Source organism: Bacteroides sp. AF39-11AC (assembly GCF_003474285.1).
GTDB lineage: Bacteria > Bacteroidota > Bacteroidia > Bacteroidales > Bacteroidaceae > Bacteroides.
Genome location: NZ_QROH01000005.1, coordinates 1 through 24,771 on the forward strand (window position 1 = coordinate 1; position 24,771 = coordinate 24,771).

The window sequence follows — 24,771 nt, forward strand, 5'->3', positions numbered from 1 at the left end:
GCCTGCGCTTGTACAAGTGTGAACGTTCACTTGTACAAGCGCAGGCTCTCGCAGCCGCAAGTGTTCAATTACAATAATTAGAACGACCGTCCCTTAAATATATTCGACTCAGACAGCGGGACGAGTTTACCGTCCAACGTTAATCTATTCGAGTTGAAATTAGGATTTACTGTGGCAGATACATTGTTGCGGCCATGAGTGAGCCTGATAGAGACTTGTGCTGAGATTCCTACACCTGTCACACTAAAATTGCAAGTTACATTCCCTTTTTTGTCGGTGGTGGTTTTCACTTCACCTACAGTGCCATCCACTGTAACACCTCCAATTCCATTAGGACCTGCAAAGGCACCGTTGAAAGCAATCTGTACGGATGCCCGGTTACCATTTAAAAGGATAAAATTGGTATTGGATGTAACAAAAGCACTACGGCCTCTTTTGAATGTCACACGATCCGCTTCCAATACAAACTTTCTCTCCTTTATGGCTTGTACTGCATCAGTGTATGCTCGTTCTTCTTCTATTTTCTCACGAGCTTTTTCTGCATCACGTTGTGCTTTACGTTCAGCACGACGACTTTCACTTTTACTTTCCTGTGCATAGATTGTTGTAGATGCACCTATGAAAACCAACATCAATAATGCGATAATCTTTTTCATAACTTATTCTATTCTTTTTGTTAGAATAAACAATCAGACAATGAAAAGGATGCATGTGACCCGTATTATTATTATATGAATTAATATTTATTATAAGTAATACGCTGTTATGTTATTCCTTTCCTAAATGCGTTTTATGATGAAACATCATTTGGGAGGTCTCCCCCCCAATGATCAATGCCAGACTCTCTTAAAGTCATAAGAAAAGCGTTATTCTATTATTAAGTTTCGTCCTTTAGGATATTTCACTTTATAGCGTAAAGCTAAATCACGTTGTTCGCCGGGTTGTAAGGTCATTTGCCAGGTGATGATACCTTTCGCTTCATCCAGACTGCCGCCACTGATTTCTTCTGCTGTTACGGTAATGTTATTGTTGCGTGATACGGGTAGCTGGTCGTAAAGCGTAAGGGTGACAGGCTCGGGACGCGTATTGCGGACAGAAAGTTTCCATGCGATGGATTGCGTCTGATTGGAACCCATAAACTTGCGTGAGGTATATTCGTTCTCTTTCGTACGCTGTATCATGATACGTTTGTCACGACCTAAAGAGAAGGACAGTGTGTCGTTCTGTTGGGCGACATTCATAATGGACTTGCCAATGAAAGTATTCTCAAAGTAAACATTTGCTTCGCCTTCAAGTAAGTTTAGCTTTTCCCAATCGGTTACCTGGGCAATCAGGAAAGCATCTTTATCTATTTTCGGAGTACTTTGGTAAATATAGGAAGCGGGTAATTCGTAATGACCGATTTCAGCAACTACGGGCTTATTATCAGAAGGAATGGTGTAGGGGACTTTTATTTCAAATTCGTAGCCCATCTGTCCCTGGCTTTGTTCAACGTCAAGGGCCATGCTGGCTTCTTCTTCGTATTGAATATCTTTTTTATGGTTTACCTTAAGACCGGAGACAGCACCTGCCATAAGAGATTTCCTTTCAGCGCCGTAACCTACTACCACTACTTCATCCAATGTCTGTGTATCTTCTTGAAGGGTAACATTCATAATATTTCCTTGTATATCTCTGGTCTGAGTCTCAAGGCCAATATATGAAAACTGAAGTTTGTTTTGTCCATTGGGAATAGTTATGGAATACTTACCGCTTATGTCGGTTATGGTTCCTATCGTAGTCCCCGGGATGGTAACGATAGCACCTATTACGGGCGTACGTTCATTATCAAGAACGACCCCTGAAACAGTGTTTCCATTGAGATTCAAATTGTAGCGTGGTGCTGCAAGTCCGTAATCCAACCAGTAAGTAGACAGAGTGGGGGCTACGCTTCCGGTGGAAGGATTAGAGGAGGAAAGGGATAATTCTACGTTCTTCCACTCTTCCCTGGTATTCTGAAAGATGTTGGCTTTGTAAATGATGGAGATAGGTTCGGCCAGGCTACCGGAACGAACATCATAGGAGGGGAACCAACCGGCATTTTTTACATAATAGTTCAGAGTGAATGTAGCTTTACAAGCTGCTGGTGCATTTACATTGACCATAATTTCACTCATCGGGGTTAGAGATTTACCGCTTAGTTGTGCCAGTTCAGAGTTAAGTTGTCCCTGTTTGATGGTAAGTTCGGCTATCTGTTCATTGATAGCCAGTTCTTTTGTTTTCAGGGTTTTCAACTGTCCGGAGTAATATTGATTCACTTCTTTGATAGTGGCCAGAGAAGTAGCGGTATTCTTATTGCTGACGGAACAGTTTGTTTTCAGCATTTCATATTCGGCATTGATAAGTCCAAGCTCGGCATTCTGTTCTTTCTGCTGTTTCTCTATTTTCTTAAGTTCCTTTTGCAGGCTTTGTTGTTGTTCGCTGACGGTGAGGCTGTCTATATAGTTATATTGCCGGTTGACTGCTGTAACAGTGAGTTTTCCCTTTGCGCTGACCTGCATACTTTGTGCATCCATATAGGGGGATAATCCGGTAAAGATGAGTGTTGAATTTCCCGCCGGAATATCTACTTGTTTGGTACGCGTCACTTGGGCACCGTCAATGAACAGCATTACCTTTTCGGCAGTTGTTTTCACCTTGTTTTGTCCCATAAGGGTGGTGGCTGCACAAAGGCAGAAACATGCCCATAGTCCTAATCTCAGTCGTTTCATAGTCAGTCTTTTTAATGTTATGTCACAAATATATGGATATTTCATTAACAATTGCTTTTATATATTGTCTTTTTTGCTTGCATCTTTACTGAAAAGATTGTTCTTTTGTACAATGTGTTTGTTTACTCAATCTATCTGTGTTTTATGAAAATCAATCAATGGATATTTTACTGTTTGTTTCTGGGACTCATCAGTTGTCAATCACAAGAACAGACTTTTACCGTGCACTGCTCCGGACTGGACGCTTACGAAGGAGATACGGTCTACCTGTGGCGATATGGTGCCGACCGTATGACGAGTGACCGTGATTATGGGAAAGCTCCCTTGGACTTCGCTATTATCAGAAACGGAGAAGTTTCATTTTCCGGAAAAGAAGATACGTTGCATATCTATGGAATGGAGCATTCCGGCAGTATGAATTTCTTTTATCCCGAAAGAGGGGAACTGACGTTGACAAATCCTGTACCGGACAAGAGTACCAATCCCTATTCACAGAACGTACGTCTTTGGAAACTTTGGCATGAAGATGATTTTCCGCTGGAAGCTACGCGGCAATTTGTATTCGATAATGCCCGGAATGCAATAGGATGGATGGTGTTTGATCGTTGGGCAGCGATCTATCCGGATGAACTGGAGACATTGTATCAGAAAACTCCTTCACAAATGCGCGACAGTACATCTGTATTGATAGGACTGAAACGGATGCTGGATGCTACCCGTAGCCTGAAGCCGGGAGATCATTTTATTGACTTCAAACAAGTGGAGTATGCAGAGAAAGACAGTTTGCTCTTTTCGGACATTGCAGGACAGGGACATCCCGTGTGTTTACTCTTTTTTCTGAAGCCCAATGAAAAAGATGCTGTCCGTACAGAAATCAAAAATCTGAGAGAGCAATATCCCGATATACGTATTATTGTCCCCACTTATAGATATCCGGACCCGGAATCTAAAGAGTTCATTCATGAACTGGAGACCGACTATCAGGCGACCATCCTGGATGACAGTCGCCGTTTTGAGAAAAGTGCCCGCTGGAAGTATCGTATTTACGGTTCCTTCAACTACGAATACTTATTTGATGCCCAAGGGCAGTTGGTGAAGATGAAACCTGTTTTATAAAGACGCATAATAGGCTTCTGCCTTTGCAAGTGTTTCGGGCTTGCCCACATCAAACCAGTTTTCGCTGTCTATAGGAAATCCTTGAATGCGTGCTTTCGGGCAGATGTCCACATAAAACGGAATAATGGAAAATTTCCCTGTCCAGCGCTCATCTTCCATATAGCGGAAAATAGAGGGAGAAAGAACATGGACGCAACCAAAGGCTTGCAACTGATAATGATCGCTGGGATAATCGAGTTCTTTGGGGAGTACTTCGCTTGTAGAAATATTCGTCCAACCACAAAGACGATTGTCCTGATTCATCAATAGATAACGGGATGTTTTCCGGTGATTAGTGAGCAGAGTGGCATCTGCATCACTTTCCAGATGGTGGTGGTAGAAAGCATTGAGATCCAGGTCTGTCAGGATATCGGCATTATGTATAAGAAAAGGCTCGTTGCTCTCCAGCAGAGGACGGGCTTTTTTAATACCACCACCGGTATCCAGCAGTTCACCCCGTTCGTCACTGATATGAATATCCACACCGAAGTTCTGGTTTGTACGGAGGAAGTCTATAATCTGACTTCCAAAATGGTGGATGTTTATGGTGATATCATGGAACCCGGCATCTTTTAGCTTTAAGATGACACGCTCCAGCATCGTTTTGCCTGCTACGGAGACAAGTGCCTTGGGCATATTGTCTGTCAGTGGGCGCAGGCGGGTGCCGAGGCCTGCGGCAAATATCATTGCTTTCATTCTTTTTATTTCTTGAATTATCGGAAGTTTAGACCAATATTCTTACCCTCTACCTATCTGCTCCGTATCAAGTCCCTGTCTGGGCCGTACCAAGTCCGTCTGTATAGATACGGAGCTGGTACGGACTTGACAGGGAACGGAACAGTAGGAATGAGGAAAAATAGACTACTATTCTTTAGTTTTTCGCTTTAAAAGTCTGTTCAATATTCTGTTCCCTGTGCATCAGATTTACCTGTACTCCGAATTTCTGGTTCAGATGTTCTGCCAGGTGTTGTGCTGAATAAACCGAACGGTGTTGCCCGCCTGTGCATCCGAAACAAATTGAAAGGTTCGTAAATCCACGTTCTATATATCGTTTCACGGAAGCATCTACCAGACCGTATACATGTTCGAGGAACGTGGTTATTTCTCCATCGTCTTCCAGAAAGCGGATAACAGGTTCATCCAGTCCGGTGAAGGGTTTATAACGGTCGTACTTACCGGGGTTGTTTACAGCACGGCAGTCGAATACAAAGCCGCCACCATTGCCACTGGAATCTTCAGGGATACCTTTCTTGTATGCAAAACTGGTAACCTTTACTACAAGACGGCGCTTTTGGAGGTCGTCAGTAAATTGTTTCAGCTCAGTAAGTTCTTTCAGTACATGGCAGAGATACGGATATTCAGGATAGGGTTCCTGCAATAGCTGTCGCAGGTTTTCAATAGCGAAGGGGACGCTTTGGATGAAATGGGGTTTCTTTTCGAAATAGCCACGGAAGCCATAAGCACCCAATACTTGCATGGTACGGAACAATACGAAATGACGTAATTGAGCATAGAAATATTTCTCGTCCACAGGCTGGTATTTACACAGGGAGTCCAGATATTCCTTTAAAAGCTCTTTGCGAAGGCTCTCAGGATAATTGGCTTTAGCTTGCCACAGGAAGGAAGCCACATCATAATAAACAGGCCCCTTGCGTCCGCCCTGGAAGTCGATGAGCCATGGTTCACCTTCTTTAATCATAACGTTCCGGCTCTGGAAATCACGATACATGAATGTAGCCGAACTACTGCGCATCAATACGTCCGCCATCTTCTGGAAATCATCTTCCAGACGGTCTTCCTGAAACTCCATTCCGGTAGCTTTCAGAAAACAGTATTTGAAGTAATTCAAGTCCCATAAGATACTGCGGCTGTTGAATTCCGACTGTGGGTAACAGTATGAGAAATCCATTCCGTCTGCACCGGAGAACTGTACGGCAGGCAACAGGCGCATTGTTTTGCGCAGAAGCTGCTTTTCTTCTTCGTCAAAGACACTGGTCTTGCGCCCTTTTTCGATGGCATTGAACAGGAGAGTGTCTCCCAGGTCTTCCTGCAGATAAAATGCATCGTTATCACTCTTTGCTACTACTTGTGGCACGGGCAGTCCTTTCTTGCGGAAATGGTCTGCCATATAGAGGAAAGCCTGATTCTCTTCGAGGGAAGTCCCGCTGACACCGATAAGGGTAGGGGTACCTGTAAGGCGGAAGTAACGACGGTTGGAGCCGGATGAAGGAAGTTCTTCAATAGCTTCCGGTTCGTGTCCGGTATACGTACAATATAATTTCTTGAGTTCTTCAGTAATCATAGTAATTTACTTTTATTTGGGCAGCTAAGGTAAGAGTTTTAGGGAATATATACTACCTTTGCGGGAAATAAATCTGTGCGGTATGATAAGAAATATTCCCCAATTTCTGATAGCGGCGCCTACTTCGGGCACTGGAAAAACCACTGTCAGCCGATTGCTGATGACGTTATTGACGCAGAAAAAACTACGTGTGCAGCCCTATAAGTGCGGACCGGATTATATCGACACGAAGTATCATGAAAAAGCTTGCGGAATTCCGTCTTACAATCTGGACCTTTTTATGGCTTCCGGACAACATATGCGTGAAGTGTATGCTTCACATGCCAAAGATGCGGATGTCTGTATCGTAGAAGGTATGATGGGCATGTTCGACGGATATGATCGTAGTAAAGGTTCATCGGCAGAGATTGCAAAGATTTTGAATCTTCCTGTTGTGTTGGTGGTAAATGCTAAGTCGGCCGCTTATTCACTGGCAGCTATGATTAAAGGTTATTTGGATTTTGATCCGCAAGTGGAAGTCGCAGGCGTTATTTTCAATCAGGTAGGGAGCGACCGCCATGAGGAAATGTTGAGTGAGATTTGCGATGATCTGAATGTGCCTTGTTTGGGTTGCTTGCGGAAATTCGATGCTTTGAAAGAGGAAAGCAGGCACTTGGGGCTGGATTTCAGTCGTAAAGATGAAGATGGTATCACTGAGACCCTGCTGAAGCAGCTAGATGCACAATTGAATCTTGATCTATTGTTGCAGATCACACGCCGGGAGGTGGATGTCACCACAGAAGTCAAAAAGAATGTCTCTCTATCCGGAAATATATGGGTGGCACGCAATAAGGAAAGTTTCTCCTTTATCTATGCTGAACATCTTGATTACCTGAATCAGTTTGGTACGGTTACTTTCTTCGATCCGGAAGACAACAGTGCGGTAGTACCGGATGATGTGGATTTGCTCTATCTGCCCGGAGGTTATCCGGAAAATCGTGCGCTTCAATTGAGTGCAGCCCCCCGTGTAATAGATTCAGTCAAGGCTCATATTGAGCGGGGAGGAAAAACAATTGCTGAATGTGGTGGCATGATGTATTTGGCTTCGAAACTGGTGATGTGCAAAGATCCCTATACAGCTTTCAAAATGGTAGATGCACTACCTATGAAAGTTTCCGCTTGCAAGGATGATATGCGTTTGGCAATGGGGTATAGAAGCTTTGATTTTCGTGGGGTGAAACTGCGTGGACATGAGTTTCATTATTCACGGATCATTGAGCTGGATGAGAAGCTTGCTTCGGCTGTGCAAGTTTATAATGCTAAAGGACACCCTGTGAATACAGCCGTGTTTCGTTATAAAAACCTGATAGCGAGCTATACGCATTTGTATTGGGGAGAAACGGGAATTTGGTCATTATTCGAACAAGTTCCGGGAGAGTGAAATATTGTAAGATATACCTGCAATTTATGAGAAGAATTTATACTAAAACAGGAGATAAAGGAATGACAGGCATCCACGGTGGAGAGCGTGTTCCGAAAGATGATATCCGCATTGAAGCCAATGGTTGCATTGATGAACTGAATACGGTGATAGGAATTGTCAGGTCATTGCTTCCGGTGAAAGATGCATGGCAGGAATTACTCCATGATATACAACGTGAGTTGATGGTGGTGATGAGCCATGTTGCAACCCCTTCCGGCTTACGGGTTGCAGATCCGGAGAGACCGGGTAGTGGCAATCCCAACGAACTTCATGCTGTGGAAATGACAGTACGGTGCGAACAGGCTATGGACGCAATGATGCTTCAGCTTGAAGACAACGGCTATTTCCTGCTACCGGGTGGAACGCAGGTGTCGGCTCAATTACAGTTTGCCCGTGCCGTAGCCCGCCGTGCCGAACGCAGACTTTGGGCGCTGAATCGGGAAGATACTGTACCGGAAGATATATTGCGTTTTATCAATCGACTTTCCGACTTGTTCTTTGTCATGGCACGTATGGAAATGCAACGCCAGGGATGGGATGAGGAACGGTGGCAATCATTTGCTTATAAACGAAAACGATAATGCTTATGCTTGAATACCCATAAACTCAGCAAGAAGTACACTACCACTTGTACCCACAGGGTTATCATTTCCGGACGGATATCTGCCATATTTCCTCCCATTGAATTCAGTTTGACGAAAGCAAGCACGGCAGGTGCTGCCGGAACTACGTAGTGTGCTGCCTGCCAATACCATGGCATCAGTTCGAGCGGATAAGAGACGCCGGACAGGAAGATATAGCCTACGGAGAAGAAGGCAATCATCAGCAGAGGTGCTTCTGAGTCCGTGAAGTAACGTGATGCAGCCAGTCCGAAGAAACTCGTTCCTATCAGGAAGGGAATCATCATTGTGATAATGTCTCTGCCGTTTCCAATATTAGGGATACTGAAAAAATGGGGGAGTAAGCCTAATAAGAATAAGGCAAAGATGAAATAAAGCATAACGTAAACGAAGGTTCTTCCGGAAATATTATATAATGCTTGGCGCCAAGTAGAACTATCTGAGTTCTCCTCCTCCCGGGAGGTTGTTCTCCCCCGACTAACGGGGGAGTTAAGAGGGGGTAAGTACCCGTAGGAGGTGGTAGGTAAACGCTTTCGTTCTGCCTCTTCTCCGGTCACCATTCCTATCACCATCAATAAAGTCTGAAAGATAATGATAATCATAACTGCCGGAATAAGATATGAACCATATCCTTCCGTATAATTATACAGGGCTGTGCCCGCTACATTGACAGGTGCGGATGAGGCTACTGCCAGTAATCCCTGTGGTGGCAAGAATACGGCACCCTCTGCACGGTGTGCATCGTTTACGGCAAGCATCACGCGGGAAGAAGCCTCTTGCAGATTCTTGAAATTCAGGAAAGCATCCGTTGCGGCGTAAACACTAAAGACCGATTGTTCCCCACGGCCGACACGAGCGTCGAAATCGGCAGGAAGATATAGGATACCGTCTACTTTGCTCTGTTTCAGCCACTCTTTTGCTTCAAGATAATTGGGTGTCAGCGCGTAGACTGAGGCCTGTGGAGTGGCATTGAGTAACCGGATATATTCGCGGCTGAGAGCCGAATGAGAATTGTCGACAACTGCAACCGGGGTTTTCCGTACAAGGTTGGGAGCATACATCAGGTTATAGAGAAGACCGTAAGCAAAGATTCCACCTATTAGTACCAAGAGGATTGCTGCATTGGTGCTGATGGCACGCCATTCCCTGAAAATGATAGTGGCTATTGAGGGGGAATATGCAATACTGTGGATAGGGGCTGAATCTTCTTCTACTGTATCTTTCAAAATCCAGTGCCTCAATCTCGGCAGTATCAATAATGCCAGTAGTGGAAAAAGCAAAAGTATAGCTGCTGATTGCCAGTAATACCCGAAACCTGAATCAAAATAGATCATCGACTGTGAAATTTCAGTGAAGTGTCGGACGGGAAACAGATAGGATGCTGCGTGTACCGGAGGATACATACTTGTTACGGGAAAGGTGACACCTGAAAGAGTAGCACCTAATGAACCGATCATGGATACGATACTGATAATGTATGCTATCCGTGGGAAGATGGAAAATATAAACACTGCGAGTGCTTGCGTGGCGATGATAAAGATCAGTGTCATGAGATTCATCATCAGCAGGCTACCGTGGAAAGGAATGTGTACTACTCCATAAAGGATATAGTTTGCCAATATACCGATTACTGAGAAGATGAATGTATAAGGCAATAGTTTTCCGATGACGGCAGTCAGAATATTTCCTCGTGCTGTGGTCAGCCATTCCTGTGCTGTATTGAACTTGATTTCGCTGCCAATGGCATATACTGTCATCAACAGGATGAGTATCTGGAACAGGACATAGAAAAAAGGTTGGCTCAGATAAACAGAATAATCCAAGTCGGGATTATAAAGAGGGTGCATACTGGCTTGTACAGGTAGGAGGAATGTGGTTATCTGTTCCTGATTGAGCCCTAAAGATATAGCTTCCATGGCAATGGGAGAGAGAGCGACAGGTGCTAGCGCGGTTTCGAAAGCTGCCATCAACTCGCTACCCACGGAGAGGAGAGCATAATGGTAGTAGTAAGAAAGCGTGGCATCCATTCCTGTCGTAGCATGCTGTTCAAAGCCGGTAGGAATAGATAGGTAACCATATATTTCTTTGCGTTGCACGGCTTGCCGGGCGGCGGCTTCGTCGGTAAAATGCCGTGTGACGCTGAAAGTAGGTACGGCAGATATATTTCGTGCGATTTGCCGGGATGTGGCAGTATTGTCCTGGTCGACAATGCCAATAGGAATGTTCTCCATTTGTCCGCTACCGAAAATGGTTGCCATGAAGAATAAGCAGAATAGGGGCAGTACGAGGCATATGCCGAGGTATAACCTGCGGGAGGTCATACGGCGAAGTTCGCGGTGGAGTACATTGTATAACGGACTTTTCATCATTCACACAGATTATCGGTTAATCATTAATAGTAAGCAGCACTGACATTCCCGGACGCAATCCTTCTACTGATTGTGTGGGGCGGGCATGTATTTCAAAGGTCTGCATATCATAGCTTCCCGTCTGTTTGGTTGATTTCCAAGTGGCGAAGCTACCCAGCGGACTGATATAATAAATACGGAACTCTACGTTCTTTTTACCGATAGCAGGGACATCTGCATGGAATACACTGTCCATCTTGAATTGTGGCATCAGGTCTTCGCGTACATTGAGTACAACATGAGCGTCATTCATAACGACAAGGTTCATGATAGGTGTGCCTGGTGCAACAAGCTCTCCACGCTTGGGAAATATAGTTGAAATCTGTCCTGCTTCCGGTGCTGTCAGACGTGCATCGACAAGGAGGGCGGATACTTCATCTACTGTACTGCGTGCAGCATCTACCATGCTGCGTGCTGATGCGCGGTCTTCGCTTTGTGCTCCATCTACTGCCATCTGGTATTGTTCGTAAGCTGCGCGTTCGGCAGCTTGTGCGGCACGGTACATGGCTTCTACTTCGTCTTTCCGCTGGGAGGTGACGACACTGTCTTTATAAAGTGTCAGGATGCGCCCGTAAGTTGTTTGTGCCAGGGTCAGGTCGCTCTTGGTTTTGTTCCAGAGTTGCTGGGCGGTAGCAATGATCTGCCGGCGTGTACCGGCGTCGATTTTTTTGTTCTGCTCTTGGGCTACTTGTTCGAGGGCATTTACTTGCCGGTATTTGGCTTCTATCGTCGGACTGTTGATGACGACAAGTGTATCGCCTGCCTTTACCCAGTCTCCTTCACGGACAAGAAATGAATCTACTCGTCCCGGTAATTTACCACTGATACGGATTTCCGTTGTTTCTATTTGTCCCTGAAGAACGAGGGGCTGATGACTCATAAGGACTATTCCCAGGATAGAGACAAGTATGGTGATTGCCAATATGATGACAAATGCGGTGCTGATGTTTTTTTTTGATAGTTCCATATTGTTATTGATTGGTTATTTTATAAATAGGTACGTGGGCGACGCGGATGAGTCAGACGAACGCGGATGAAAAATAAAAATCCGCGTTTGTCCGCTCTGTCTGTGTCGTCCGCGTATCTGTCTTATGATCATTTAACAGCATAATTCTTGAATTGTTCCGGTGTACCACAGAGAGCCAGTAGATTCATGAGTGTTACATCGTATTCGTAATAAGCAGCCAGACGGGCTACTTTAACGGTAGCGAGCATGGTCTCCGCATCCACTACCTCGGTACTGGTTGCCATACCTTCTGCAAAGGATTTCTTGCGGATACGTACAAGTTCTTCACTCAGGGCAATGGTCGAATTCAGTGCACGTACGTTGTCCTGGGCTTTTTGCAATCCGGTGTATAGTTTATCTATACCTACTGAAAGATCATCTTGTGCTTTATCTTTGCCTAACGCAAGAGTTTGTTCGGCAATTCGTGACTGGCGGATGCGTTTCTCACGTGCCAGCCCGTCGAAAAGATTCCAGGTAAAGCCTACGCCGACCATTGTACGCGGAACAAGGTTGCTTTGTATGCCGTGGGCATATAGTGTCTGTTTACCAAACAAGGCGATATCCGGCAGATAACCGCTTTGGTCTATCCGTAGCTGCTGCTTGGCGATACTCTGCTGAATGGATAGTTGGTTCAGCATGGGGTTGCCGGCACGCATGGTTTGCACGAATTCTTCTTTAAGTGGAAGCGTGGAGTTGATGAACAGAGGGGAGGTAGGCTCAATTTTGCAACTGTCTTCCAGATTGAGCAAAGTGCACAGGGCGCTTTCTACCACGGTGACTTCTTTCTGTGCTGCTTCCAGCGCTCTTTGTGCTTCGTCCATATTGACTTGGGCAAAGAGGCGTCCGGCTTTATCAATCATTCCGGCAGCTTCCAGTTTGAGAGCATTTTCGTAATGCTGCCTCAGGCCATTATAGGTATCCTGGCGTACTGCTGCGACTTCGCGTGCAAGGCTGAGGCCATAATAACTTTCGGCAAGCAGGGTTCGTTGGGTGGCGTCAGTTTGCGCACGGTTTTCACGGGCGAGGTCAATCATCCGGTTTCCGATTTTGCCAGCTCGTACACGTTTACCTCCGGAGAAGACGATCCATTCGGCTGTAAGGCCTACGGTGGTAAGGTTGCGTGGAGCGAGGGGGAAGGCGAGAGTATAACTACCTATCTGATCCAATATTCCACTGATGAACTGATCGTCAGGGATGATGTTATGTACAAAATCCTTTGCCGGATCAGTGAATTGGGAGAGAGGCTGTTTTACTTCTATCTTTTCGGACATGTGGACGTAAGTACCGGCTCCCTGCAGGCTGGGATACCACAGAGCATTGAGCTTGTCCCGTTCTGTGCGGGCGGCTTCAATGCCTTTGTCGGCAATCTTGAGGCTTTGATTGCCTTTCTGCAACATTTGTAAAGCGTCATCGTAGCTGAGGGAGAGGCTCGTTTGTGCCGACACAGATAGGTTCGCTCCCAACAGAACGATTAATAAAATTTGTTTCATACGTCAAGTTGTTGGTTTAGGTTAGTTTATCTCAAACACTCTTCTTTTTCTATTGTTCAATTTAGCTGTCATTTTACTGAAAAATCATTTCTGTATAGGGAATTTGTACCGGCTATCCATTAAATTTTATAAATTTGCATCCTAAAAAATATTGCGGTGTGAAAAACGAGCGTTGGATTTATCTGGCTGTCACTTTCGCTATTATGGTGTTAGGGCTTGCTTCCCGAAAATATGGTGATGTATTGCCTGAGTTTATTGCAGAGTATTCGGGTGATACGCTTTGGGCGGCTATGGTATATTGGGGAATCCGTTTTCTTTCCCCGTCGATATCTATAGTTAAATCTGTTGTAATCTCTTTGTTGTTTTCTTATTGTATAGAGATCAGTCAATTATATCAGGCAGATTGGGTAAACATCGTACGAAGTACTACGCTTGGAGCATTAATTTTTGGACATGGTTTTCTCTGGTCGGATATGATATGCTATACTGTTGGAGTACTGCTATCTGCCGCTATAGATTCAAGAGAAGTTATTTTGTTTCCGCTAAAAAAAAATATATGAAGAAACTTAACCCAGTTATGTTTGCCGGAACCGGCAGCGACGTAGGAAAAAGCATTATAGCCGCTGCCTTTTGCCGCATCTTCCATCAGGATGGTTATCATCCGGCACCGTTTAAGGCACAAAATATGGCACTTAATTCCTATGCTACTCCTGAGGGGTTGGAAATAGGCCGTGCACAGGCTGTCCAAGCCGAAGCTGCGGGTGTACCCTGCCATACAGATATGAACCCGCTGTTGTTGAAACCCTCCTCCGACCATACCTCACAAGTGGTGCTCAATGGACGTCCTATCGGCAATCGGGATGCTTACGACTATTTCCGCGTTGAAGGGCGCGAAGAACTCCGTCGTGAAGTCTGCTCTGCCTATGACCGTCTTGCCATTCGTTATAATCCTATTGTATTGGAAGGTGCCGGAAGTATTTCAGAAATAAATCTCCGGGATACAGATTTGGTGAATCTGCCTATGGCTCTACATGCCGGGGCAGATGTAATCCTTGTCGGAGATATTGATCGAGGCGGAGTCTTTGCCAGTGTCTATGGCTCGTTGATGCTGCTTCGTCCTCATGAAAGGGAACGTATTAAAGGTATCCTTATCAATAAATTCCGTGGAGATATTCGTCTTTTCGAACCGGGAATCAAGATGCTCGAAGAACTTTGTGGCATACCCGTGGTAGGAGTGGTACCTTACTATCACGATATTTATATTGAAGAAGAAGACTCCCTGGCTCTTGCCACGAAATCTGTACAGGCGGAACAAGGTAAAGTCAATATTGCCGTCATTCTCTTGCGACATCTCAGTAACTTCACTGATTTTAATGTCCTCGAACGCGATCCGCGTGTTCATCTTTTTTATACCAATAATACTGATGAAATAGCTAAAGCTGACATCATTCTGTTGCCAGGCAGTAAAAGTACACTTGCCGATTTGCATGAATTGCGCCGTAACGGCGTAGCACAAGCCGTCATCCGGGCACATCGTGAAGGTGCTACTGTCATGGGTATCTGTGGTGGTTATCAACTGATGGGCCAGGAAGTTTGCGATCCCGATCATGTGGAAGGAGAAATAGAGCGTCTGCCCGGGCTGGGGCTTCTGCCTGTCAGCACCCATATGACGGGAGAGAAAGTTACCCGACAAGTCCGGTTTCAATTGGCAAATAATAGCACTCCCAGTGCAGCCAATTGTCAATTGTCAACTGTCAATAGTCAATTGACCGGTTATGAAATTCACATGGGCACTACCATTCCTATCCATGATGCTCCGGTTTCCCCGCTGAATCTTTTGGAAGACGGTCGTACGGATGGTTATTATGTCAACCGTACTTGTATGGGAACCTATATACATGGCATCCTCGACAACCCTGCGTTTATAGACTTCCTTCTCGAACCTTTTGCAGATAAGCTCGCTGATACCGGAACAGCTTTTGATTATCAACAATTCAAAGAAGAACAATATGATAAACTCGCCGATCATGTGCGCTGTCACATCAATCTGCCGCTTATCTACCAAATACTGACCACTCATGATTGAAGGACACGGAGACGATTCATATAAATATCAACGCCCGATAGAGGTTAATTTCAGTTCCAATGTATATGGCCGTGTGGATTTGTCCGGTCTTCAGACACATCTTTGCCATCGTATCAGTGGAATTTCTTCTTATCCCGAACCGGAGCCTTATACATTGGAAGGTCGCTTGGCAGAGAAACACCATCTTCCTTCCGCTTCTGTTTGTGTAACGAATGGTGCCACGGAAGCCATTTACCTGATAGCGCAAACATTTAGGGGTACTAATACCGCTATTTTTCAACCTACATTCAGTGAGTATGCAGATGCTTGCCGTATGCATGGGCATCGGGTAATATCTATGTATAAACTTCCTACGGCTGAAGATAATTATCTCCTGCCACCTGGCATCCGTATGTTTTGGCTTTGTAATCCTAACAATCCTACAGGTGCAGTAATAGAAAAAGCATATCTGAAAGAATTAATAGAACATAATCCACAAGTTTGCTTTGTAATTGACCAGTCTTATGAGTTTTTTACTCTGCAACCTCTGTTTTCACCGGTTGAAGCTGCCCATTTTTCAAATATCCTGTTGCTTCATTCTATGACAAAGCGTTACGCAGTTCCCGGTTTGCGTCTGGGCTATATAACTGCTCATGAAGGTTTGCTTAGCCGTTTGCGTACCCACCGCATGCCTTGGTCGGTAAATCAACTGGCTATTGAAGCCGGTCTTTATTTGCTTGAATATGACGTTCCTAATCCATTGAATATATTTGCTTATTTGCAGGAGACAGCTCGTTTACGCAATGCATTGGAACAGACAGGTGGTCTTGAGATATGGACTACGGAAACTCATTTTATGTTGGTTCACCTTCGTTTTGGTAAAGCTTCCGCATTGAAGGATTATCTTGCTAATGAACATGGTATTCTCATTCGGGACGCTTCCAACTTTGAAGGTCTGGATGAACGCTTTTTCCGTATTGCTACTCAGACACCGGAGGAGAATGACCGCCTTGTACAGGCGGTAGGACAGTGGTTTGAAACTTATTAATAACAGTAATATCATTCTCATTCTCCTCCTCTCGGGAGGTTGTCCTCCCCCGACTAACGGGGGAGTTAAGAAGGGGTAAGTACCCGTAGGGGGAGGTGGTAGGACAATATAATGCATATGGAAGAAATTCTCATCATTCTGGGCACCGTTTTTACTCTTAGCTTGCCTTTACTCGCCGCCTGGCTGCTCGATCGCTGGCTTGGTGACCCTGCTTGGTTGCCCCATCCCGTCATCGCATTCGGAAAGATGATCTCATTTTCTGAACATCTGTTGAATAAAGGACAGAACCGAAAATTGAAAGGTGCACTTGCTGCTATCGTTCTCGTTCTTGCTATCTATTTTGTTGCTTCCTACTTGTTTCGTTGGGTAGCATCATCTTCTCCGGGGGGATTTCTGACGTTGCAGATACTTGCCATCTTTTTCTGTTTGGCGGGCACTACACTTGTTCGTGAAGTCCGTATGGTATTCGAAGCTGTAGACCGTTCGTTAGAAGAAGGAAGAAAGCAGGTAGCCCGCATTGTCGGCCGTGATACTTCGGAACTTTCTGCCCAAGAAGTACGTACTGCTGCTCTTGAAACTCTTGCAGAGAATCTGAGTGACGGAGTGATCGCGCCTTTATTCTGGTATATGCTGTTGGGTGTCCCCGGTATGCTTGCCTATAAGATGGTGAATACCCTCGATTCTATGATTGGGTATCGTAACGAACGTTACCGGGACTTTGGTTGTTTTGCTGCCCGTTTGGATGATGTTGCTAATTACATACCTGCTCGTCTGACAGCTTTCCTTATGATACTTGCTTTTCCACGCGGTGGATTCTGGAATCTATTAAAATTTGTCGGTATGTATGGTAATCAGCACGCCAGCCCTAATTCCGGGTATCCTGAAGCTGCTCTTGCCGGCATTCTGAATTGCCGTTTCGGAGGCCCGCATAATTATTTTGGTGAGGAAGTATGGAAGCCTTATATTGGAAGTAATGGTCGCCTCCTGACTACAGAAGATATGAAAATTGCAGTTAGTGTCAATCGTCGTGCAGAAGGAATAATGATAATAATCCTGATAATAACGATTACTTTGGTCTCTTTTTTCATTTAGGTATTCACAATTTTTTGCTTTTCGGAAAATATTGAATATATTTGCCAACGTATGCGGTGAATGACAACACAAACACCACACAGCACGAAACAAACAAACTTCATGAGAAACTTACTGAAATATCTGCTTCTTCATATCGTATGCTTTGGGGGCTTTTTTTCTCTATCTGCAGGAGAGAATGCACCTCACGAGGATAAATACAATATACAGGATAAAATAATATACTCCTTTCATACCAGTATGGGATTCGATTATCTCACCAAAGAAGAGAGTGATATGATTCCTACAGACAGTATACTCGACTATCTGGAAGCAAGCAAACAATACAAAACTTATTTTGAGTTAGAGCGTGTTATTATTAAATCATTTCTCTTTCGGGGAGAAATCCGTTTTGCTATTGCACAAAGTGAACAGATGTATTCTAAGGCAAGTGTATGGTCCGATCATCTGGGGATGGCTCTTGCCCTGAATGCTATGGGGGAAGTTTATTCCTATACAGGACGTATAAAAGAAGCCGGTGACACTTATGCACAAGCTTTGGAACTGTTCGACCGGTTACATGGTGAAGATATACACATCCGTATGTTGTTGGTCGAATTAGTAGAATACAATTTACGTATCCGGAATTATGCTCAGGCTGCTCGTTTCATGACCCGCCTGAATCGTTATCCGGCAGAGAGACTATCTGTACAGGAACAAGCTGTCCGTCATATCTTCAATGCTTATTGCCAACTACTGAACGGCTCAGTAAAGATAGCCCGTCAACATCTGGATGAAGTGGAACCGCTACGTGAAGAACTGGTTCCCGGCATCCTGCAACATCTTTTGATAGCAGATGCTTTGTATTGGGAGAAAAAAGGTGAATATGAGAAAGCTCTGAAAGCTTATGATACATTCTTCCATGCGGATTATGCTAAAATAAACAGCAGTCTGTATAAAGAAACTATGATGAATAAGGCGAATCTGCTTGTAAAGATGGGACGGAAAGAAGAAGCCTACACTCAGTATGGTGCAGTCTTTTCGTACATAAAATCATCTTTCGAAAAAAACTATCCTAAGGAAATCGACCAGTTGACTACCCACTTCCAGGCAGACCAGTTGACTTATCAGAATGAGCAAGACCGGTTGTTTTCATATCGCTTTTATCTGGGTGGCATTATTATCTGTACGCTTGCTTTGTTCCTTTTCCTTTATTTCAGTTGGAAAAATATATTCCGCTTGAAGGAGTCGAAACGTTCACAGGAATGTATGATACAGAAGGCAGAGCGAGCTATAAAAAAGAAAAATATGTTCCTTTCCAATATGAGCCATGAAGTGCGTACGCCGCTCAATGCCATAGTGGGATTCTCCGCTGTATTATCATCAGACGATGATTCATTTGATGAAGATTCCCGCAAAGAATTCTGTGAAATCATTAAAGTCAATTCTTTCCAGTTATTGAAATTGATTAATGACATCCTTGATTTTTCTGATTTTGAAAATGATAATATCACATTCAACATACGTCCGTATGATGCAGTGAAGTTATGTAAAGAAGTGGTGGAAACAGTATCTGCTTCCCGCAAGCTTGAAGTGGAGTTACGCTTTGATACTGAACTTTCCGACTTAGTAATGGATACGGATGATGCCCGGCTTCGTCAGGTTTTGATTAACTTATTGGTGAATGCTACTAAATTTACTAAGGAAGGTTCCATTGTTCTGAAGCTGGAAATGTCTGATCATAATACTGCTTTCTTTTCCGTCACCGATACGGGATGTGGTGTCCCGCTTGAAAAGCAGGATCTGATTTTTGAGCGTTTTGAAAAATTGAATGACTTTGCACAGGGAAGCGGCTTGGGACTTTCTATTTGCAAACTGATTGTTACTTACATGAAGGGGCGGTTATGGGTAGACTCTAACTATACACAAGGTGCACGTTTCTGCTTTACACATCCGTTGAAGTTTCAATCTAAAATGGAGGATACCGCTTTATGAAACATACTATAATCATATTGTTTTGTTTTTTGTGTGGACATGCTTACACGTTGCAGGCAGAAGATGCCAATGCACAGCAGTATCAGGATAGTATTCTGAAAGTGGCACAGGCTATACCAAGTACGCCCGACAAGCTTGAATATCTGCGTGATATAGTTTATAGACATCAGTATGCACCTTATAACAAGACTTTTTCCACTGTTTTGTATAAAGAAGCCTGTGCACAGAAAAATGTGTTTTATGAGAATTTGGGAGCTTATTACCTTGCCGCCTGTTACGATAAATTGCATGAACCGGATAGTCTGGTATACTGGGTGGATAAACTGAAAAACTATGCTCCCGAGGTAGGTACTTATGATTATTACTTGGAACAGAAAGCCGCTATTAGCCGCGCATTAGCTTCGAAAAGGCAGGTGGAAAAGGCTGTATACGTAGCTAAAGAAACCTTGAAGGAATCCTTGGAACATCATTCCAATAATGGGGAAATTGCAGCTTATAATAGTCTGGGATGTGCTTATAATGTATCCAGTAGAAGCGATGAAGCTCTGACGGTTCTTTTGAAAGCCTATCAGAATTTTACACCTCAAACTAAACCTTTCTTACGCATCGATATTCTTTCACGCATTGCCCAGGTATATGGTAATGCTGGTCAGGATAGTTTAAAGCTTCCTTATTTGGCACAGATGGATGAAGCTTTGCAGGACGTTGTTTCCCGCGAACCCGAAACGCGTAAGAATTGGAGCAATTTGAAAATTGATTGCGAAGTAAAATATGTGCTTCACTTTATGAATCGTGGAAAGATGGCCGAGGCGCAAGAACATATAGACAAAGCAAAAGCATTATTGGAAGATCATGTGGACCCGGTATTCTGGTTGAATGTCCAGCTTGTGCAATTACAATATTATTCCCGTGCGAAAGACTATGATAAGAGTATTGCTTTGATTGATGAAGTAACACCTATAGTGTTAAATCATTATGTATCTACATTTGCCACACTCATTAATTATAAAGCATCTGCTCAGGTTAGCAAAGGTGATATCGACGGAGCTATTGAAACACGCCGTTATCTGATTGCAGCACAAGATTCACTGGACAATGCTTTCTCAGCCAACCAGCTGCAACAGGTGAAGGAGATTTATCATATTGATGATCTTTTGCTGGAGAAGCAGAAAATAAAAGATACCAATTATAAACGAGGCTTTTTATTCTTGATGACTCTATTGGCTTTGATGCTTCTGTTTTATCTATATACACGCTATCTGTCCCGGAAAATAGCCGTAGCGGAGAAAGTAACCGCAGATGCGGCGATGCAGGCAGAAGCGGACAATGTCACTAAAGATCGTCTGCAATCTGAGATTAGCCATGATATACGTACCCCGCTGAATGTAGTGGTAGGTTTTGCCGAGCTATTAACAGAGTCAAAAGAACTGGCTCCCGGAGCTAAAGTGGAATATGGCAAGATGATACAGGAGAATGCAGAAAATCTTTTGGAGTATGTCAATAGCATTCTGGAACTTTCCCGTTTGGAATCTGGTAAAACAAAATATAAACGTGAAGAATGTGAAGTCATGTCACTGTGTCGCAACGGAGTTGATTTTGCCAGACAGGTAGGGAACGGACGTCTGGCTATCCGATTAGATACGAATATCCAGAGTCAGATGATATGTACGGATGAAAACTGGTTCTCTACATTGCTTTCCAGTCTGCTGGTGCCTGCAGAGAACGATAAAAACTCTTATAACATTGTTGTTCGTATCCGTTATGATAAAGAAAAAGGTATCGTAACCTTTAAAATAATCGGCACACCTCTTGCCAAGTCACGCTTTGAAAATAAAACGACTTTGATTCGTCATGAAATCAATGCGCATTTTATCCATGCTTTCGGAGGTATTTACAAGGTACAGTCGGATACACATGAAGGACCGCTGGTCATCTTCACATGGCCGAAAAGGGGTAATTAGATTTTCAGTTGAATGATTCCTCCATAAGGTGTCAGGGCGCTGAATGCCTCTTCCGGTTTGATGGTTCCTGCATAGAGTTGTGCACAAATCAGCACGCCACCATGTGCGAAGATGGCAACTTGTGCGTACTCTTTTTCTTTCAGCTCGTCCAGGAAACTGGCAACACGTTGATATTGCATGGCGAATGATTCTCCGTTTGTTGCAGGTACATTCATATAATCGGCATACCACTCTTTCAGTCTCGGATCACTTATTTCATCAAACTTCTGCATTTCCCAATCTCCGAAGTTTATCTCCATAATTCGTTTGTCACGTTCGGCATCGGGGTATCCACAATAGGTCGCGAGGCGTACACAACGGGATAAGGGACTGGTGTATACATGATCGAAATCCCTGCCTTGCCGACGGTAAGTTTTCAGATTCTCCGAGGTAATAGCTGCTTCCTGCTCAAAACTGTCACGCAAGGGGACATCTGATTGTCCGTAACATACTCCGGGAGGGATGTCGACTGAAGTGTGCCTGATAAATGTAACTTCCATAGGATGATTATTTTAAATAAGCATTGATAAAGTCAGGATTACCGTACCTGATATGGACATATAGCAAGATAGCGGCACCCAGATAGAATGATAGTTCACAAAGCAGGAATGCAGCTCCGCAGCAGTCTCCCGTATAACCTTGAAGACGACGTTTCATCAATCGGTACAGAATGATAAATGTAAGAATCGGGCAAATTGTAACAGGCCAGAAATCTATCGGCAGGAATAATACGATTGGCAAAAGTCCACAGATGAATCCTGTCAGTAATTCTTGCCAGGTCATACGGTCGTACACTACTTTCGCCTTGCTGTCTTCCTCTTTTCGTGCATAAGGCAAATAGTTGATAATTTGAGATGCACAGAATTTAGACCAGCAATCGCCGCAAATGACAAGGGCACAGATTAACTTTAACGGTAGATTTTCCAAGAGTAGAAACAATAATAGGAAATAACCTATCAATCCTATGACTCCATAGCTTCCTATCTGAGAGTCTTTCATGATGGCAAGTGTGCGCTCTTTGGTTGTTCCTCCACCGAAGCCGTCGAAAAAGTCGGCCAATCCATCTTCGTGCAGGCAACCTGTGATGAGCAGACGAGATAGGATAGCAAGCAGCCATGCGATAGATACGGGCAGCACCTGAGCAGTCACCCATAGAACACCGACCATGATACCGCCCGTCAACCATCCGGCTAATGGCCAGTAGGGAACGATACGCTTGAAATACTTTGCCGGGACTTCTTTGATCCTCCAGAAAGGAAGGCGTGTGAAAAATATGAGTGCTGCGAGGATTTTCATATCGTTAAAAATACTTTGTTATGGATGCATGTGCAAAGTTATCCATTTCATTAATCATCCGGATGGCGGATTCTACAATAGGATAGGCGCAAATAGCACCTGTTCCTTCGCCCAGACGCAATCCAAGATTCAGCAACGGTTTTACTTCCATGTTGTCGAGCAACAATTTATGTCCGGTTTCGTCTCCACAATGACCAAAGATGGCGTAATTCATAACCTCGGGATACAGTTTGGCAGCAGCCAGAATGCAGTTCGTCATGATGAAACCATCTACCAGGATGATCATGCCTAATTCGGCTGCCTGTAGCATGGCACCTACTGCCATAACCATTTCCAGTCCACCGAAGTAACGGATGATATCACGCGGTGATCCGTCTCCTTTGTAATGATCCAGCGATTGTTTCAGCACTTCGTATTTATGGCGAATGCCGGCATTATCCAGTCCGCTACCTGCTCCTACACATTGTTCTAAAGGTATTCCGGTGAAACAGGTCATCCACATGGACGAAGAAGAGGTATTCCCTATACCCATTTCTCCAAAACTGAGCACATTACTTCCTTCTTCATGGCAGCGGAGTACCACTTCTGCACCGCGTTCCAGGCAAAGCTCCATTTCTTCTTCCGTCATGGCTGCCTCATGCAGATAGTTTCGCGTACTTTTCCGTACTTTCATATTGATAATACCCTTGTCGTATGGTAAATCATAATCTACACCGGCATCTACTATTTTCAGGGTAAATCCATGTTGGCGGCATAGGAAGTTCACTCCTGCACCTCCATGTAGGAAATTACTGATCTGTTGCCAGGTAATTTCTTTTGGGGAAAGGCTGACCTTTTCTTCTACTATGCCATGATCGGCAGCAAAAATAATATTTTGCGGATGTTGCAGGGTGGGAGACAGGGTTTGTTGTATCCAGCCTATCTGCAAAGCCAACTTTTCAAGAGTGCCCAATGAACCTTTCGGTTTTGTTAAATTATTGATTTTATCAATCAATGCCGGGCGGATATTCTCGTCCGGTCGTACTATTTTAAATGTTTTCATCTGTTTATCGTTTTATCACTCTATCACTTTACTACTCTATTGCTCTCTCATTTTACCTTCACCTCTATCCCTGATACCATCAGCCATACTTCATCCGCATGTTCGGCAATATATTGGTTCATCCATCCCTGCATATCTGTAAATTTACGCTGGATTTCATTATCCGAAGTAGCTCCCATACCAATTTCATTGGTGACAAAGATAAAGGTGGCATCTTGCTTTGTAAAGCGGTCGAATTCTTCCTTGGCAGCTGCCAGGGCACTGTCAGTATCTGCATTTACATCAAAAAAGAAGTTTGTACACCATAGGGTTACGCAGTCTATCAGTACAGTTCGCCCGGATAATTGATGACGGCTTAGCTGTTTTTCTTCTTCGATATTTGTCCATTCTGGTCCACGTCTTTGCTGATGGCGGATGACGCGTTGCCGGAATTCTTCATCCCAGATGCGTGCAGTAGCAAGGTAAACGGGGTTAGGAGAGAGGCTTAGTGCCAATTTTTCCGCATGGCTGCTTTTACCGGAACGTGCTCCTCCGGTGATAAGTATGATTCGTTTCATGGATTTTTCACTTTTGTGGCTGTAAAAGTACATTTTTATTTTTGAATATAAAAAAACTTCTTTTACCTTTGCATCGTCTTTTAAAGAAAGCAATGCGGCAGTAGCTCAGTTGGTAGAGCATCAGCTTCCCAAGCTGAGGGTCACGAGTTCGAACCTCGCTTGCCGCTCTTTTGAAAATCAGATAGTTATCGCAAGATTTCTATCTGATTTTTTTGCTTTTAAAGACATCAGTTTATCTACATGTTCAGTAAGGTTACTTTCAGTCTTGTCAATGGTGATAAAACTATGAATCAAGGTAGGACTAAGAACAGCTCATGGTAATGACTTATATATAGTGCTTAGTCCAACTGAAAATATGGAACTAACGTTCAACACACTTCATATCATCAAAAAAAGTTCGAAATCGTAAAATTAAGAATATAGTGTTTAGCTTAATATGTTAATTATCAATATTATATGATATTTTTTTTTAGTTTACTGATTTTAGAATTTATATCCCCTTAT

At 43.9% G+C, this 24,771-nt stretch carries 20 protein-coding genes and 1 tRNA gene; 10 read left to right on the forward strand and 11 right to left on the reverse strand.

What is annotated here, in order from left to right; translation table 11 throughout:
* Positions 1 to 77 precede the first annotated feature (77 nt).
* Positions 78 to 656, reverse strand: a complete 579-nt coding sequence (locus DW036_RS11085; RefSeq protein WP_118464325.1) for a DUF4251 domain-containing protein — start codon at positions 654 to 656, stop codon at positions 78 to 80.
* Positions 657 to 866: 210 nt separating this feature from the next.
* Complete coding sequence (locus DW036_RS11090) at positions 867 to 2,750, reverse strand: mucoidy inhibitor MuiA family protein (RefSeq protein WP_369906364.1); 1,884 nt, start codon at positions 2,748 to 2,750, stop codon at positions 867 to 869.
* A 144-nt stretch (positions 2,751 to 2,894) separates the two neighbouring features.
* On the opposite strand from DW036_RS11090, the gene DW036_RS11095 reads away from it, so the two are divergent.
* A complete protein-coding gene (locus tag DW036_RS11095) occupies positions 2,895 to 3,866 on the forward strand; it encodes a DUF4369 domain-containing protein (RefSeq protein ID WP_118464863.1) in 972 nt (323 codons plus the stop codon).
* Here the strand turns inward: DW036_RS11095 and DW036_RS11100 are convergent.
* Complete coding sequence (locus DW036_RS11100) at positions 3,861 to 4,601, reverse strand: nucleotidyltransferase family protein (RefSeq protein WP_118464329.1); 741 nt, start codon at positions 4,599 to 4,601, stop codon at positions 3,861 to 3,863. The two genes, DW036_RS11095 and DW036_RS11100, sit on opposite strands and share 6 nt — an antisense overlap.
* Before the next feature lie 175 nt (positions 4,602 to 4,776).
* Positions 4,777 to 6,207: an RNase adapter RapZ gene (locus DW036_RS11105; RefSeq protein ID WP_118464331.1), complete on the reverse strand. Its 1,431-nt coding sequence runs from the start codon at positions 6,205 to 6,207 to the stop codon at positions 4,777 to 4,779.
* Between the two features lie 82 nt (positions 6,208 to 6,289).
* Between DW036_RS11105 and DW036_RS11110 the strand changes: the two genes are divergently transcribed.
* Both DW036_RS11110 and DW036_RS11115 read left to right on the forward strand, forming a co-directional pair.
* Positions 6,290 to 7,627: a cobyrinate a,c-diamide synthase gene (locus DW036_RS11110; protein WP_118464333.1), complete on the forward strand. Its 1,338-nt coding sequence runs from the start codon at positions 6,290 to 6,292 to the stop codon at positions 7,625 to 7,627.
* Between the two features lie 26 nt (positions 7,628 to 7,653).
* Entirely contained in the window at positions 7,654 to 8,250 is a 597-nt protein-coding gene (locus tag DW036_RS11115; protein ID WP_118464335.1) for a cob(I)yrinic acid a,c-diamide adenosyltransferase, read from the forward strand.
* Here DW036_RS11115 and DW036_RS11120 read toward each other — a convergent pair.
* The 3 genes from DW036_RS11120 to DW036_RS11130 form a co-directional block, all read right to left on the reverse strand.
* Positions 8,232 to 10,655: an ABC transporter permease gene (locus DW036_RS11120; RefSeq protein ID WP_118464337.1), complete on the reverse strand. Its 2,424-nt coding sequence runs from the start codon at positions 10,653 to 10,655 to the stop codon at positions 8,232 to 8,234. The genes DW036_RS11115 and DW036_RS11120 overlap by 19 nt on opposite strands.
* A gap of 19 nt (positions 10,656 to 10,674) precedes the next feature.
* A complete protein-coding gene (locus DW036_RS11125) occupies positions 10,675 to 11,664 on the reverse strand; it encodes an HlyD family secretion protein (RefSeq protein ID WP_118464339.1) in 990 nt (329 codons plus the stop codon).
* 128 nt (positions 11,665 to 11,792) lie between these two features.
* Entirely contained in the window at positions 11,793 to 13,193 is a 1,401-nt protein-coding gene (locus DW036_RS11130; RefSeq protein ID WP_118464341.1) for a TolC family protein, read from the reverse strand.
* A gap of 158 nt (positions 13,194 to 13,351) precedes the next feature.
* Between DW036_RS11130 and DW036_RS11135 the strand changes: the two genes are divergently transcribed.
* The 6 genes from DW036_RS11135 (at position 13,352) to DW036_RS11160 (ending at position 21,333) form a co-directional block, all read left to right on the forward strand.
* On the forward strand, positions 13,352 to 13,753 hold the full coding sequence (locus DW036_RS11135; RefSeq protein ID WP_118464343.1) for a DUF2809 domain-containing protein: 402 nt from the start codon (positions 13,352 to 13,354) through the stop codon (positions 13,751 to 13,753).
* On the forward strand, positions 13,750 to 15,279 hold the full coding sequence (locus DW036_RS11140; protein WP_118464345.1) for a cobyric acid synthase: 1,530 nt from the start codon (positions 13,750 to 13,752) through the stop codon (positions 15,277 to 15,279). The genes DW036_RS11135 and DW036_RS11140 overlap by 4 nt, the downstream gene beginning before the upstream one ends.
* Positions 15,272 to 16,306: a threonine-phosphate decarboxylase gene (locus DW036_RS11145; RefSeq protein WP_118464347.1), complete on the forward strand. Its 1,035-nt coding sequence runs from the start codon at positions 15,272 to 15,274 to the stop codon at positions 16,304 to 16,306. Before DW036_RS11140 ends, DW036_RS11145 begins: the two co-directional genes overlap by 8 nt.
* A gap of 117 nt (positions 16,307 to 16,423) precedes the next feature.
* Positions 16,424 to 17,398, forward strand: a complete 975-nt coding sequence (gene cbiB, locus DW036_RS11150) for an adenosylcobinamide-phosphate synthase CbiB (RefSeq protein ID WP_022393848.1) — start codon at positions 16,424 to 16,426, stop codon at positions 17,396 to 17,398.
* Positions 17,399 to 17,500: 102 nt separating this feature from the next.
* On the forward strand, positions 17,501 to 19,372 hold the full coding sequence (locus DW036_RS11155) for a tetratricopeptide repeat-containing sensor histidine kinase (protein WP_118464864.1): 1,872 nt from the start codon (positions 17,501 to 17,503) through the stop codon (positions 19,370 to 19,372).
* Complete coding sequence (locus DW036_RS11160; RefSeq protein WP_118464349.1) at positions 19,369 to 21,333, forward strand: HAMP domain-containing sensor histidine kinase; 1,965 nt, start codon at positions 19,369 to 19,371, stop codon at positions 21,331 to 21,333. The genes DW036_RS11155 and DW036_RS11160 overlap by 4 nt, the downstream gene beginning before the upstream one ends.
* On the opposite strand, the gene cobC is transcribed toward DW036_RS11160, so the two are convergent.
* The 4 genes from cobC to cobU are packed head-to-tail and all read right to left on the reverse strand — an operon-like array spanning position 21,330 to position 24,267.
* Positions 21,330 to 21,872 carry an alpha-ribazole phosphatase gene (gene cobC / locus DW036_RS11165; RefSeq protein WP_118464351.1) on the reverse strand — a complete coding sequence of 181 codons (543 nt, stop codon included), beginning with the start codon at positions 21,870 to 21,872 and terminating at the stop codon, positions 21,330 to 21,332. The genes DW036_RS11160 and cobC overlap by 4 nt on opposite strands.
* Before the next feature lie 7 nt (positions 21,873 to 21,879).
* Positions 21,880 to 22,668 (reverse strand): adenosylcobinamide-GDP ribazoletransferase, encoded by a 789-nt coding sequence (gene cobS, locus DW036_RS11170; RefSeq protein WP_118464353.1) that lies wholly within the window; start codon positions 22,666 to 22,668, stop codon positions 21,880 to 21,882.
* A 4-nt stretch (positions 22,669 to 22,672) separates the two neighbouring features.
* Positions 22,673 to 23,710, reverse strand: a complete 1,038-nt coding sequence (gene cobT / locus DW036_RS11175) for a nicotinate-nucleotide--dimethylbenzimidazole phosphoribosyltransferase (RefSeq protein WP_118464355.1) — start codon at positions 23,708 to 23,710, stop codon at positions 22,673 to 22,675.
* 47 nt (positions 23,711 to 23,757) lie between these two features.
* Positions 23,758 to 24,267, reverse strand: coding sequence for a bifunctional adenosylcobinamide kinase/adenosylcobinamide-phosphate guanylyltransferase (gene cobU / locus DW036_RS11180; RefSeq protein WP_118223924.1), 510 nt, complete (start codon positions 24,265 to 24,267; stop codon positions 23,758 to 23,760).
* Positions 24,268 to 24,361: 94 nt separating this feature from the next.
* Here cobU and DW036_RS11185 point away from each other — a divergent pair.
* Positions 24,362 to 24,434 (forward strand) — tRNA-Gly (locus DW036_RS11185).
* Positions 24,435 to 24,771: the final 337 nt, after the last annotated feature.